We start from the raw sequence: 13758 nt of genomic DNA, 5'->3' as shown, positions 1-13758 counted from the left end.
GTCCTTCACTTGTAAATAAAAGAAACTTATGTAAGTGATCTTTCGGTTTTGGGAACTGGTCAAGCCTAACAAGCTATCTGTATTTCGGTTTTGAGTGTATAGATATTAGGATGTAGTTTCAAAGTTTGATAGGAGTTCCTAGAAAGATAAGGATTGCTGGGATGGAATAGGTAGTACGAGCTTGAAAATGTGAGTGGAATATAGATGTGAAGTCAATATGTTTTAAGATAAGAGTTATGTAATTACTGTTAAGAGAACTTTTGGGTATGAAGAGATAAATAAAACATGTGTTTTATAACGTTCTTAATGTGAAGATACTTATAAAATAACTTCTTATGTAGGTTGAAATAAGAAAATTCATTAAGAACTTTAAGTAGTTACGTCTGTAACCTTACAAGTTTTACTACTGGACCGATTCTATGTTCTGTGTTATACTACCTCTAGGATTTTAGAGTCGGAGGTAAGACATATGAACTGTATTAGTTTTTTTGCGGGTGCGGGTGGACTGGATATGGGGATTCACAAAGCTGGATTTGACGTGCGAGTTTCTGTGGAACTTGAACCTGTATACTGTGAAACATTGCGGACAAATCATCCTAATTGGAATGTGGTAGAGGGTGATATTATGACGTATACACCAGAGCAAGTATTGGAACAAGCGGACTTACAAGAAGGAGAAGTCGATTTGATGATTGGCGGCAGCCCATGTCAATCCTTTAGTACGGCAGGAAAGCGTCAAGCATTTTCAGATCCACGCGGACAAGCAATGTTGAAATTTGCAAAACTTGTTCGTGATATTCGACCAAAAGCTTTTATGATAGAGAACGTACGAGGTTTATTGTCTGCGGCTTTAAAGCATCGTCCATTAAGTGAGAGAGGGAAAGATGCTTTGCCATTTACTGAGGAAGAGCAACCAGGAAGTGCATTGGCATATGTATTACAACAATTTGAGGGGTATGACATTCAAGAACCTACTCTATTAAATGCAGCGAATTATGGGGTTCCTCAAAAACGTGAACGTGTATTTATTATAGGAGTTCGCCAAGACTTAGAGAAAACATTTGTATTTCCTGAACCTACACATAATGAAAAAGGAACGGATGGGAAAAAGCCATGGGTTACAGTAGGAGAAGTGTTAAAACAGATTGAAACAAAGGAACATCACTATCAGTCATATTCTCCAGAACGATTAAAATATATGAAGATGATTCCAACAGGTGGTGGGAATTGGCGTGACCTTCCAGAAGAAGTAGTAAAAGATGCTATGGGAGGAGCCTATACAAGTGGAGGAGGAAAGGTAGGATTCTTCCGCCGATTAAATATAGATAAGCCATCTCCAACGTTGTTAACGTCACCAGCTCAAAAGAGTACCAACTTAGGGCATCCATTTGAAAATCGTCCACTGAGCATTGAAGAGTACTTAGCTATTCAAGAATTTCCTGAAGATTATCATGTAGCGGGTACACTTATGAAGCAATACACTCAAATTGGAAATGCAGTACCTGTCCGCTTGGCGGAGATTTTAGGGAATGCCATTCGAGAGACATTAGAAGCGTAAGAAGCCATAAATTTACTATGGCTTTTTATTTTTTTCTATTTTTTTATTTTGTCTTATGAAATAATGGAATTATGTATTTGATGGATGTAAAGGGAGAGAAAGAAAATGAATGAACAGACAAAGCAGCGAATACGCGAACATTTATCTACAGTTATGGAGCGCCTCATACAGAAAAGAACAGTTGACGAACCATTTTCAGAAGCTGACATTGAAAGAAATAATCCATTTGGTTACTACTTAGTCCCAATTGAAGTATGGAAAGGTGCTAAATTTGAACGCTCGTTTGTAACAAGTTTGGGGCAAGGAATTCTAGAGCAATTAGGGAAAATAATTGCAGAAGGAACAGGTGCTACAGCTATTAATCAGTATGATACAGTTATGACTATTAATACATGGAGAATAGAAAAGATTGAAGAAATCTTAAAATCTCAGCGCGGAAAAGGAAAAAATCAAAAAAGTCCAAATTGGGATGAAGAAGTAAAAGAAATATTAGTATTAGAAAATCAACGTTTTGAAGAAATTACGGTGAAAAGTGATTTATACATAAGAAGACAAGATGGAAGAGAAGAGTATTATAGTTTTAAAACTGTTAAACCTAACCTGGATCAAACAGAAACTGCCAAACGGGACATGCTGTCTTTAAAAGCGGGAAATCCAGATTGTGAGCCATACTTTGCACTACCGTTTAATCCAGCAGGAGAAGGTAACATATATCGTAAAGCACATACATTGCCGTATAAACTGTTTAATATGGATGAGGATCCAAGTGTGTTAATTGGTGCGGCTATGTGGAATAAGATTGGCGATTGTGAAAGTACATATGATGAGTTGATACAAATTTTTAAAGAAGTTGGAGAAGTATATTCTAGAAGGATTAGAACTGAATATTTAAGTATTTAATGAGGATGATTGGAAACAATCATCCTTTTTGTAATATTTGGGCAAACTAAATGATATTTATAAGTATTTGGAATTAAAAAACAAGGTATTTGACTCGAAGTAACTGTTTATTTTTATAGGAAGGTTTAGATTTTTATGATTTTTTAGTTGAGCAAAATATAGATATAATAAAATTACCTTTTTTCACCATTATAAAAAATCATCTATATAATTTGAAATGAATTTGATGTTTTTAAAAGAAAAATGGCAGAGAAAGAAGAGGATGACATTATGGAAAATGAAAAAAAGTTAAGAGTAAGAATGTTAATTGAAAGTGATGTGATATTGGATGAAGTGATAAAATCTAGAATAGAGAAGGAATATGGAAGAGAAATGAGCGATTTTGAAGCAGCTGAATGCTTACTATATGCTTATTTAAATCCTAAAGTATATTCTTTAAACGAAAATGAAATATCGGGCGAATGGGATAATGTATGCAGTTTTAACGGGAGAGTGCAAAATTTTTCATTAGAAGTAAATTGAAGACAGGATATCATATCCTGTCTTTTTTGTTCAATTAAATGGAAGGTTATGCTAAGATTTAATTAGTTTTATGTCTATAAGGAGAGAGTGACTAGTGGGGAATATTGAGATTAAGAGAGTGATTGCGCACCATATGGATTTAGGGGCAACGAAGCCTACCTTTTTAAATAATGTAATCGATATAAGTCAAGAAGAAATGCAAGATGTAATTGTATTTTTTGGAAATCATGTAAAGAAAGCTTTAACAACGGCACAATTAAAAACATGTGTTTTTAAAAATGAAGATGATGAGGTATACAAATATTGTAAAGAATTAGCGGAAGATCAATCTGATGATAAATTATTTGTTAGAGTTACTAGGCGAATGACAATTAAACTTTTCTACAATATGAAAAGAACAAGTAGTACTAGTTCAGCTACGTTAATTTTCTTACATTATTTTAACGTGGATTCAGGGAAGGACTACTTAGGAATATTAAAGATGGATCCAAATGATGGGATCGAATTAGACCCTGAGCGTGTGGTTTTTAAAGTTCGGAAACATATGTTACCCAATGTAAAAGAAAGGTTGCATAAATCTGCTTTTATAAAGCTGGATGAAAAATTGTTTGCGGAAGAATCACATTTATATGTTTTAGACAAACAACAAAAGATGGATGGCATATCAAAATTCTTCCTAGAAGCCTTCTTAAATGCAAAAGAAGTTAATAGTGATAAAAAAACAACTGCATTTTTTAATACAGCTGTAATGGAAGTAGCTAGAAGTGAAAAGGTACCTAATATGTTTGCTATTGCAAAAAAAGTTAGTGATTCGATGACTGAAGGGAAATATATTAAAGTTGATTCAATGCTTGAAGAGGTGCTACATGATTTTATACCAGGAGAAGAAGATAGATTTGATTTTATAGAGCGTGTTAAACAACAAATGAAGAAAAAAAATGAAGATGTACAGTTTGAATTTACAGTTGAGAAAGAAAAAGAGGCTATCTCTTTTCTTCATAATGATGATAAGAGTATACAACTACGATTTAAATCCATTCTGTTAGGAACGGATGTATTTTATGACGAAGAAGAGGATGAAGATGGAAACAAATTTATTGTTCTAAAAATTAGGGAGAAAAATATAGAGAGTAATTTTGAATTTAAAAAGTGATGGGGCTGGTCATGAGAAACCTTTTTGATGTTTTTTTAGAGTTGTTGGAAAAGTTAAAAGATAGGGATATTTTGAGTGATTGGGAAGAGGATTATCAAAATCTTAGCTTTACGGTTCAAGATAGTTATGGTTATTTTAAAGAATTGTTTTCAGATGAATCCTATAGAGCGGAATTAAATGCAAGTCGTATTAGCTTTAAATTTTGTATAGAAGAACAGATATTTCGTAATGGGCAATTTTATGAATTCGACTTTTTTGAAAAGGAACAGTCAACACAGTTAACTATAGCTTTAAATAAAGCGGGTGGTTTTAATATTGGTAAAAATGAGGTTGTATTTTTATCAAAAGATTCATTTATAAAACATTTTGAAATTACTCGTAGAAAATGTACTTCTTTTTTTGAGAAATTGGATTTTGGAAAATATATTCATATTTATTTGCCTATTGATAAAATTTTTGGGAATAATTATATGAAAATATTACCGTTAAAAGAATTTGGGAAGTCTCCTGTTGAGGATTTGGATGAGAAGATATATGAAAATGTAAAATCTGTTCAAAAGAAAAGAGAAGAATATACAAGATTAGGTGAGTTTTATCCAATACCAACTGTTTTTGATATTAGGATCGAAGATACGGAATTGCTAAGATTGTTTGATTTTAATTTGTTTTTTACTTGTTTATTACATATTGCTAATAAATTTACTGAAAGAAAGTTTCTGATTCGTGGTCAAAAAAATGTTGAATTAAGTTATGAAACTACATCTGTTTTTAAGCATGCAAAAGAATTACATAATATATATTGTTTTACTTATAAATTAGAAAAATTTGTGCAAGACAAGTTGGAAATTGTTAGGAATGTTATTTCTCTATATTGTCAAAGTGAAGATGACCTTAGAGCTTTGGATATTCAATTAACGAAAATTGAAGCAACTGCCAATCGTTATTTTAATGCCTATATTTCAGATGAAGTGAAAAGTTTTTTGAAAGATACAAAAGAGGCAATCGAATTAGCTCACAAACATGCAATAGGTGCTCACGAAAGTGCTGATAAAATAATGACGAATATAAATACAGCAATTATTGCGATAGTAACTGCCGTTTTTACAGCTGTAGTCACTATGTCGAAAGGCGATATCCTATTTTTAATCGTAGCATTAGGACTCCATGCATTTTATTTTTGTATCTCTTATTGGTACAATAAATCATTTGTCATTCAAAAGAAAAAAGACATACTTAATATGTATGAAATTTCAAGTGAGAAAGTACCTGTAGTATCTGAAGAAGAACGTGAAGAAATTAAAGACAGTATTTTGAAACCAGCTATACAAAATATTGACAATAATTTAAAGAAATATAAAACGTTGACCATCCGTTCGGTTATTGGAATCGTTATTTTAGCAAGTGTTCTTTCAGGTATATTAATATATCTTAATTCTGTAAAAAAAGCTCAACCCTCAAATCCAAAAGAACGTATACTTATTATTTATGCAGATAGTCCATCACAAAAAAACTCATTTACTATATAAAATAAAAATGGCAGCAAGGTTCCTTTAAGTAAGGAGACTTTGCTGTCATTTTTCATTCTGTCTGTTTTATATGAATTTAAAGCTACATCTTTAGTGATTGTACAATTCAAATTAATGGTTTATTTCATAGGAAGACAAAATGAAGGATGAAACAATTAATTCATTTATGTGAATCTTATTTATTAGAATGAATTAATTGATGTCTAATGGTACAAACTAATAAGGATAAGGCGATTTAAGGGGGGATGATTAAATAAAGATAAATTTAGCTAGTAAGCAGGTGAAATGAATCATATGTATGTTAGTAAAGCCTAGATATTTACAGAAGTGGGTGATTGATTTTTGGAATCGTATGCAGTTTATGTCCGCGTATCAACTGATCGTGATGAACAAATTTCATCTGTGGAAAACCAAATTGATATTTGTCGAAATTGGCTGGAACGAAATGGATTTAAATGGGATGAACGATGTATTTACAAAGATGAAGGGATTAGTGGGACTTTATTTACAGATCGCCCAGCTATTCAATTACTTTTGCAAAAAGCAAAAGCAAAAAAAATTAATACAGTTGTATTTAAATCGATTTCTCGTTTAGCGCGTGATTTGAAGGATTCATTGGAAATTCGAGAAGTGTTTCTTGGTCATGGTGTAAGGATTATTTCTGTTGAGGAAGGTTACGACTCAACCAAGGCAGGGAAAAATGACATGGCATTTGAGCTATGGTCGCTATTTTCAGCGCAATATAGTCGAACTTTATCTTCGAGTATCACAGCTGCATTGGCGGTGAAGGTGAGAAGAGGAGAACATATTGGTAAGGTTCCTTATGGATACAATCGTGTTAATCAAAAATTAGTAATAAATAAAGAAGAAGCAGAAGTGGTTCAAAGAATGTACAAGTGGTATAACAGTGGGTGGGGATATAAAAAAATTACAAATGAACTGAATAAACTAGGTGTGCGATCAAAGACCAACAAGGTTTGGCAGATGACATCTGTGCAGAGAATTCTTCAAAATCCAATCTATAAAGGAACTTTTATTTTAAATCAATATACTAACGTCAAAATTGGTGGTAAGAAAAAACAAATTCGAAACCCGAAAGAAAAATGGTTTATTTTCACAAATCATCATCCGAAAGTTGTAGATGAACAAACGTGGGATCAAGCGAACCAAAAGAATATTACTTTACAAAAAACAAAAATTACTCCGTGGAATGAATTCCGTGAATTAGCAAAGTGCGCTGTTTGTGGTTCGAATATGATAATTGTGCAATCTCATCTGAAAAAGAAAAATGGAGAACGAACAGAGTGGAAATATTTAAAGTGTTCACAATATCGTAGAGCGGGAAAATCGGGATGCATAAACCATGTACCAATTCAGTATCGTTACTTTCGCCAGTTCATTATCGAATTGTTGATAAAAAAGGGAGAGTCAGTTACTTTAAAACTACAAAATAATGTGGAACAAGGGAAAAAGGAGAAAATAAAAAAACTACAACAGCTTATGAATGTGAATGAACAAAAAAAACAGTCACTACTAGATTTATATTTGGAAGGACTTATTAATAAAGAGGAATTTGAAAAAAAGCGGAATGACCTAGAAAAAGTAGTGATGAAAGCAAGTCAAGAATTGTTTATCATTCAACAAAATGACGCAGTACAAATCGATATTAAAACAATAAAAGAAGCTTTCGAACAATTGCATAAGCGAAAACAAGAGTTATTTCATGTGTTTAATACGCTTATTGAAAAAATTATTATTCATCAAGATGGCACAATTGATATCACATATACATTTGAGAAACCGTAAAGACTTGTTTTATTGGTTATTTAAAACAAGTCTTTACTTTTTTTATTTAAACTGGGTTTTTAATGTTGGAAAATACCGAACATTCATTGATAATATTTTTATATTGGTTAATTTATTAATAAGATTTATAATTAAACTGATATTTTGGATGGATTTTACAATTTTTGTTTTATCGTTTTAAAGCGATAAAATGATTAAGTGGTGGAATTATAGGCAGAGGATAGTTATTCAATTAGAGCTTGATACTATTCAAATCGATAGAAATTTTGGTTTTAAAAACTTTAGTTAATGCTTGATTCATGAGGGAATATTGAAATGTGGATGAGGAGAATCTGTATATAAATAGGGAGAGGTACAGAGTGGAAGATATAATCAATTATTTAAATAAAGGACAAGAATTAAGAAATGCTTATTCCTCAATAGATGGGTATTTTTATCAGTTTGATTTAACCTTACTTCACCTTCTTCAAGATGCTTCGAAAGATGATTTGTTTGATGGCGAGCGTACTGTAAACGCTACGTTTAAGATTGAAGAAGTTGAAGATTATGTGAAATACTATGAATTAGATGGTAAATCACATATTAGGTTAGCGCAAATAAAGCATCATAATAAAACTGCTGGTGGATCAGAGTATAGGGAGGCAGTTCTTTATCTTTATAGGCATTTTCTGAAATATAGAAAACTAGGAAATGATGAAATTATATTTAAAGCGAAGATTTTTCATTACGATATGTCTCCAGAAAATAAAGACACATTAAAGATTTTGAATGAAGCTATAGAGAAAGAAGAGGGGAAAAAGAAAAAAAGTTCTATATATTTAGAAGTCAGCGAATTAGAATTAGATATTTCTAAAAGAGAAGAATTTGCTCGGCATTGTGATTTTAAAAAATGTGACAGTTTGAAAGATACCACTTTAAAGGTGAAAGAAATGTTAGTGGATAAATTTTCTTCATATAAGAAGAAATATGCGAATCCAGACGATATATACGCTATAGCTATTAATAAGGTAATTGAGACTGGAAGACAAGGTGAAAGTTTGTCTGTAGAAATATTCAAAAATTACTTACGGAGAAATGATATAAAAGTTGTAAAAGAGTATTATGAAAAATCTACAATTAGAGTGGTATTTGATGCAGCTGAACAACAAAAAGAGGATATTAGAAGTTTTTCGCGGGGGAGCCTCTTTAATCCATCAAAAGTTACTTACAATGAAGTTGATTTACAGAAATATTTCGATGTTATTTCTAGAATTCAATATTTTTTATGTGAAAAACTAAAAGATTCAAAGGTAAGAGTAGCATTTTTAAATACTATTGTTCCTGGAAAAATAAGTGATTATTTATCAAGCACAGAGGAAGAATATAAGGAATATTTGAAACATTGGAGTGCTATTAGACAAATGATAAACAAGCTCTCTAAAATCATGTATTACTATGAGAAATTCCTAAATAAAAATGCTAATTTGGATGAATGGTTTAAAATTGATGATTCGATATGGTTATTTACATATCCTTTTGAAGAACGGGATAACGGAATTATTATGGGGGACTTAAGCCAGAGTATGATCGCTTTCACTGATTTAGGAGAAATTAGTGAAAGATTATTACAAGTAAAGATTAAACCTAATGTTTGGTATCTTGGAGTAGGTCATGCGGAAGAACTAGGTATTGTGTCATCTCGACAATACCCTTATAAACTAGATATCATGAATGTTGAGGAAGAAATGACTCCGTGTGAACCAGATGTGGATTATTTTTATATACAGTGTTTGCAATGTTTGGCTGCATATAATCCTTTTATCACTGAAAAAATACCTAATATCTTTATTTCTGAATGCATAAGGGGGACAAGTGATGCTTCATAAAGTGATTGAATTATTAAAACAAAATGGGTTTCAGAAAAAAGAATATATTCCTAATAGGATAGTTTATAACCAAGAGACTCAAAAAAGTGAAGAAAAAGCCATAAGGTTATTAAACTTTGATCATGTTTATCTAAATAAAACTGAAACTGAATTGTATATTTTGATAGAGAAAGACACTGTCTTTACTCATCAGGATATTAAAGAGTATGAGAAAAAGATGTTTGACTTTATTATATGGTTAGGAAATAAACCCCTAAAGTATAATATTAATTTGATTTTATTATGTCCTTTGGGATTAGGAAGTAAATCCAAGCAAGATAGGCAAGGGATTGATGAAATTATTAATTATGAGAGAGATAAGTATTACTGTAGGAAAATATTTATAGATGTTTCTAATCCGAATTTTGAAGAGGAGCTTTTGATTTTGCCGTCATTTCCATTAAAAGTGAGTTTTGATGGAATGATGAAGGGGTATGATGGGGTTATTCAAGCGATAAATGAAATTCTGCCTGAGCAATTATACAACGAATTAAAACAGAAAGAAATTAAGCCAGATATTGATAAAATATTATCTATGATATCGAAATAGATATTACTTTGATTTAAAGGAAGGAACTATATGAATAAATCACGCTTTTTTATAAGTGAAGTGAATATGGAGAATTTCAGGGGGTATAAAAGTCAAAAGGTTAAATTTTTTGAAGAGCAGTCAGATAAAACAGGTGTAGTTTTAATTAGTGGACCTAATGGTTATGGGAAAACAACCTTATTAGATGCAATTGAATGGTGTCTCACTGGTACTGTAAAGCGTTTAGAAAGAGAATACAATATCCGTAATGAAAAAGGGAAAATGTTACAAAGGGCGTTATTAAGGCATACCGAGGGAGAAGGAATTGTTAAAGTTGAAGTAAGTGGATTTTGGTTAGGAGAAAGAATATCTTTATATAGGATTTTTGATGGTGATAAAGATAGTGATGGTTTTAACTTTAAACATACAGATTTTATTATTTCTTTAGGAAATAAGGAGAATGGTAAGGAGTTTAAGTGTAATACAATAGATGATGTTATTAAGCAGTCATTGTCTCAATACTTTTATGATCGACATATTTGTTCTTATGAAAAAAATATAAGCATGTATGAGAAGGGGAGAGAAGATTTTTATAGTATGTTTTCTTCTTTTTTTGGTGGAGTAGATGTTATTGAGAACATTATGGATAATTTTGAAGGGTATGGTAGTAGAGGAGATAAATATGTTGGTATATTGGCTGAAATTACTTCCGAAATAAAATCTTCACACAAAATTGCAGAGGATAAAAAAGAAAAATATCATTTAGCACGAAACGAATTAAATGATTTATTGTCAGAAAAAGGTGGGAATTCAACAGGGGTATCTGTTTTGGTAAAAGAGTATCCTAATGAAAAAATATTTGAAGATGAGAATGATTTGGATATCATTTATCAAACAGAGGGTAGTTTCTCGATAATTTATAATATATTTAATGAGCAATATGAAACATTAAAAGAAATTTATGATGTTGTTAAACATAGTGATATATTGGTATGGAGTAACGATTACATAAAAAGTATAAATGAAAAAATTTATCTGCAAGAGTTTCAGGAACAGTTGGTACAGCCGTTTCGAGAAAACGAAAGTAAAGTTCTCATAGTGCAAAGCCAAGATATTAAATCGCTCGAAAGAAAGAATGATTTACTTAAAGAAGAACTAAAAGAAATAAAAAGTTTAAATTTAGATTCAAAAGAATCATTAAAACAATTAGAGATATATGAGGGAAAATATATTGGAACAGAAGAGAAACGCTATTTCCATTTTCAATATAAACTCGAATATATTAATCAATTGTTTTTACAATTAAAATCGTATGAGAATGTAAATAATGCAACGAAAGCTTTAAGGAGTATTATAGATCATTTGGAGGGATTTCATGAATTACAAGAAGGGAATCAATCTAAATGTCCCTTATGTGGCAGTGAAGATTTATTTTTAAATTTAGAGAATCCCCTTGGGCATGAAGCGAAAGAATTATTAGGGAAAATAGACATAGAAAGAGCTATACTTAGAAAAAAATATGATAATGAGAGAAAAGATTTAAATGAGGAAGTTGAGCATTTGAAAAATGATTTAACAGAAAAAATTAATAATCAAAAATTCGAAATGCAAATCATATTAAAGGCTTTTGAAGAAACAAAATTCATTAAATTAGCTGCCAAAAGGTTTAAAATGAACTTTGGGGAACTTACACTAAAAAAATTGCTACAACAAGAAAAACAATTAATCTCTCACTTAGAAAAACATGAGGAGCTTTTTTTAATTTTAGAAGAACTAATGCTGCGGGAGCTTGTTGAGAAGGATGACATCATCTACAAAATCCCTAGTCTTATTGATAAAGGAAAAGCAATGCATTTAGAAGAGTTTTTAGCTTTAGATATAAAAAGTAAAAGAGAATGTATTAATCAGGTCTTGAAAGAATTTGGGCGTAAAACTAAAGAGGTTCAAAATTTATTAGGTGATAGACAAGTTAAGGACATAAATATAGATATTTTAAAAGTTAAGCTAGAAATTTTACATTCAATTATGAAAGAACTGAATAGTAATTATTTAATAGCAACAAAACAGAAATTATTTGAAAAAGCAAAGGAAGATTATGAAACATATAATTTAGAATTGGTATCTAAACAAAATGCTTTAGAAAAGTTGAAGTATTTGTCTAAACAAATTAAAAAAATTAGAACAGATTGGGACAAAAAGATAGCAAGTCAAATAAATGAACCTCTACGGAAAATATACAAGAGGTTAAATAGGCATACTAATATTCAAACTATAGATTTTATGACCGAGGGGAGAACGACTCAAAAGGCTAAGATGACTGTTAAAGTTAATGATACTGAGGTGTTTATACCCAATATTTTAAGCACAGGGCAATTATCAATTGTTTCTTTAGCTATTTTTCTGACTATTGCAATGGGACAAAAAGAGAATCCTTTTCGATGTTATTTTATGGATGACCCAATACAAACCTTAGACGATTTGAATGTATTATCATTTGTCGATTTAATAAGAACAGAACTAACAAATGATAATCAAGAAAATCGATTTATGGATCAGCTTTTCATCACGACTTGCGATGAATCTTTCGAAAAGTTAATTTCACATAAGATGAGATATTTTAATGTTAATTTAACTCATATTCGTTTTAATAGTTATCACGATTTTACAATTGTAAAAAATAAAAAGAGCTAACAGCTCTTTTTTTATTTAAGGAATTTCTTATATTTCTATTTTGCAGTGTCGTAGTGCCGCTAAACAAATGGCTTCTTCTAAGGTTTTGCAACAACTGTAAATGGGTGTTTTTGTAATACTATGGAAGCAGCACATGAATTCTTTGCCATTATACTTCACAGCAAATTGTATATCATTGTCTTTTGTTAATACTCGTACAAGGGTTAAAGCGTCTGGAAGGAAAGTTGTATAATGAAATCCTCCTTCTAGATATTTATTATAATACCACTCAATGTTTGGTTCTGTCCCTACAATAGAATCTAACTCCATAACAAAAATAGCTACCAATTCATCTTTTTCAAAATTATTTAATTCGTCCCAAGTATATTCTTTATTCCAAACATATTTTTCCTTTTTCATCTTTTTTCCTCCTCACTTTAAAATCTTCCTAAATAATAGCGCTGATTTTTAAAAAGTGTAAAAAAAGTAAAAAATATTGGTTTTACTCAGTATATTCGTTTGAGGAGTTTTTAATCTTTGTATTAGATACAATGAAATTGAATTGTTGTTATGAAATTTATCTTGTGATTGAATAAGGGAAGAGGATGTTATTTTTTGCAAACACTACGCATCTCAAACGCAATGCAAAAGCTAGGGGTTAAAGGACGTTCACAAGCAGTTGTTGAGCTTCTTCGCATGGGAGAGCTCGAGTTATAAAAAGAAAGCCGACTTTTATAAGAGAGTCGGCTATTTTTCTGTTTATATTTTGAACTTAAAAAAGGTATCTCAGACTGTGAGGGGGAAGATATGTTAAAAATAACTATTTTAAAATATGATGAGGTGTCCTTGTCATTCATGGATAAGAAGGTGCAAATATGAAGTTGTATTTTAAAGATATGGAGATAGGTGAAATTAAAGATGTTTTTGGAGATATGCCATGGATGTATGGAACAATTCGTCTATACGATAATAGTAAACCGTTCCAAAAATATTTTCGTGAGATGGTAGACGAAGATAGTGCATTTGATTTTGAAAGCATAGACCCTGAATTTTTATATGAAGAAAATTGGTCTATTTTTGATGAGGATGCTCAGCGGCATTTAGGGATTGATATACCTGCTATTCATATGGAGGATACAACAATTGCGTGGCGTTGGAGATAAAAGCTATACAGTTGTGAACATCTTCGT

At 31.0% G+C, this 13758-nt stretch carries 11 protein-coding genes and 1 pseudogene; 11 read left to right on the top strand and 1 reads right to left on the bottom strand.

All coding sequences use genetic code 11. From position 1 onward, the window contains the following. Window positions 1-469 precede the first annotated feature (469 nt). The 9 genes from ACTFSI_RS04875 to ACTFSI_RS04835 all read left to right on the top strand — a co-directional run bounded on the left by ACTFSI_RS04875 (window position 470) and on the right by ACTFSI_RS04835 (window position 12589). Window positions 470-1558 carry a DNA cytosine methyltransferase gene (locus tag ACTFSI_RS04875; protein ID WP_000995643.1) on the top strand — a complete coding sequence of 363 codons (1089 nt, stop codon included), beginning with the start codon at window positions 470-472 and terminating at the stop codon, window positions 1556-1558. Window positions 1559-1663: 105 nt separating this feature from the next. Further along, complete coding sequence (locus ACTFSI_RS04870; protein ID WP_001005468.1) at window positions 1664-2458, top strand: TdeIII family type II restriction endonuclease; 795 nt, start codon at window positions 1664-1666, stop codon at window positions 2456-2458. A gap of 270 nt (window positions 2459-2728) precedes the next feature. Beyond that, window positions 2729-2980, top strand: a complete 252-nt coding sequence (locus ACTFSI_RS04865; protein WP_000426711.1) for a hypothetical protein — start codon at window positions 2729-2731, stop codon at window positions 2978-2980. A 94-nt stretch (window positions 2981-3074) separates the two neighbouring features. Beyond that, a complete protein-coding gene (locus ACTFSI_RS04860) occupies window positions 3075-4133 on the top strand; it encodes a nucleoid-associated protein (protein WP_000526759.1) in 1059 nt (352 codons plus the stop codon). Window positions 4134-4144: 11 nt separating this feature from the next. Beyond that, the gene (locus ACTFSI_RS04855) at window positions 4145-5659 is read left to right on the top strand and encodes a hypothetical protein (protein WP_001245041.1); all 1515 of its coding nucleotides are present in this window, start codon (window positions 4145-4147) and stop codon (window positions 5657-5659) included. A 342-nt stretch (window positions 5660-6001) separates the two neighbouring features. Next, a complete protein-coding gene (locus ACTFSI_RS04850; RefSeq protein ID WP_000446796.1) occupies window positions 6002-7465 on the top strand; it encodes a recombinase family protein in 1464 nt (487 codons plus the stop codon). Between the two features lie 359 nt (window positions 7466-7824). Then, on the top strand, window positions 7825-9330 hold the full coding sequence (locus ACTFSI_RS04845) for a hypothetical protein (protein ID WP_076872836.1): 1506 nt from the start codon (window positions 7825-7827) through the stop codon (window positions 9328-9330). After that, window positions 9320-9919: a hypothetical protein gene (locus ACTFSI_RS04840; protein ID WP_000902741.1), complete on the top strand. Its 600-nt coding sequence runs from the start codon at window positions 9320-9322 to the stop codon at window positions 9917-9919. The genes ACTFSI_RS04845 and ACTFSI_RS04840 overlap by 11 nt, the downstream gene beginning before the upstream one ends. A gap of 30 nt (window positions 9920-9949) precedes the next feature. Next, window positions 9950-12589: an AAA family ATPase gene (locus ACTFSI_RS04835; RefSeq protein WP_001043548.1), complete on the top strand. Its 2640-nt coding sequence runs from the start codon at window positions 9950-9952 to the stop codon at window positions 12587-12589. Window positions 12590-12616: 27 nt separating this feature from the next. Here the strand turns inward: ACTFSI_RS04835 and ACTFSI_RS04830 are convergent, their stop codons facing one another. Continuing rightward, complete coding sequence (locus ACTFSI_RS04830; RefSeq protein WP_000711877.1) at window positions 12617-12988, bottom strand: BC1872 family protein; 372 nt, start codon at window positions 12986-12988, stop codon at window positions 12617-12619. 210 nt (window positions 12989-13198) lie between these two features. Here ACTFSI_RS04830 and gerE point away from each other — a divergent pair. Both gerE and ACTFSI_RS04820 read left to right on the top strand, forming a co-directional pair. Further along, window positions 13199-13285, top strand: a pseudogene (gerE, locus tag ACTFSI_RS04825) (spore germination transcription factor GerE); the annotation flags it as partial. Between the two features lie 158 nt (window positions 13286-13443). Then, a complete protein-coding gene (locus ACTFSI_RS04820; RefSeq protein ID WP_044790607.1) occupies window positions 13444-13731 on the top strand; it encodes a hypothetical protein in 288 nt (95 codons plus the stop codon). Window positions 13732-13758 lie beyond the last annotated feature (27 nt).

This window comes from Bacillus cereus group sp. MYBK101-2 (assembly GCF_051918845.1).
In the GTDB taxonomy this organism is placed as follows: Bacteria; Bacillota; Bacilli; order Bacillales; family Bacillaceae_G; genus Bacillus_A; species Bacillus_A paranthracis.
Note: the sequence above shows the minus strand (reverse complement) of the source record. Positions and strands in the feature narration are given on the sequence as shown.

Excerpts from the sequence above, each read along its gene's own strand:
- ACTFSI_RS04830 (WP_000711877.1), bottom strand. The coding sequence starts at position 12,988 with ATGAAAAAGGAAAAATATGTTTGGAATAAAGAATATACTTGGGACGAA.
- ACTFSI_RS04865 (WP_000426711.1), top strand. The coding sequence starts at position 2,729 with ATGGAAAATGAAAAAAAGTTAAGAGTAAGAATGTTAATTGAAAGTGAT.
- ACTFSI_RS04855 (WP_001245041.1), top strand. The coding sequence starts at position 4,145 with ATGAGAAACCTTTTTGATGTTTTTTTAGAGTTGTTGGAAAAGTTAAAA.
- ACTFSI_RS04820 (WP_044790607.1), top strand. The coding sequence starts at position 13,444 with ATGAAGTTGTATTTTAAAGATATGGAGATAGGTGAAATTAAAGATGTT.
- ACTFSI_RS04840 (WP_000902741.1), top strand. The coding sequence starts at position 9,320 with ATGCTTCATAAAGTGATTGAATTATTAAAACAAAATGGGTTTCAGAAA.
- ACTFSI_RS04875 (WP_000995643.1), top strand. The coding sequence starts at position 470 with ATGAACTGTATTAGTTTTTTTGCGGGTGCGGGTGGACTGGATATGGGG.
- ACTFSI_RS04835 (WP_001043548.1), top strand. The coding sequence starts at position 9,950 with ATGAATAAATCACGCTTTTTTATAAGTGAAGTGAATATGGAGAATTTC.
- ACTFSI_RS04870 (WP_001005468.1), top strand. The coding sequence starts at position 1,664 with ATGAATGAACAGACAAAGCAGCGAATACGCGAACATTTATCTACAGTT.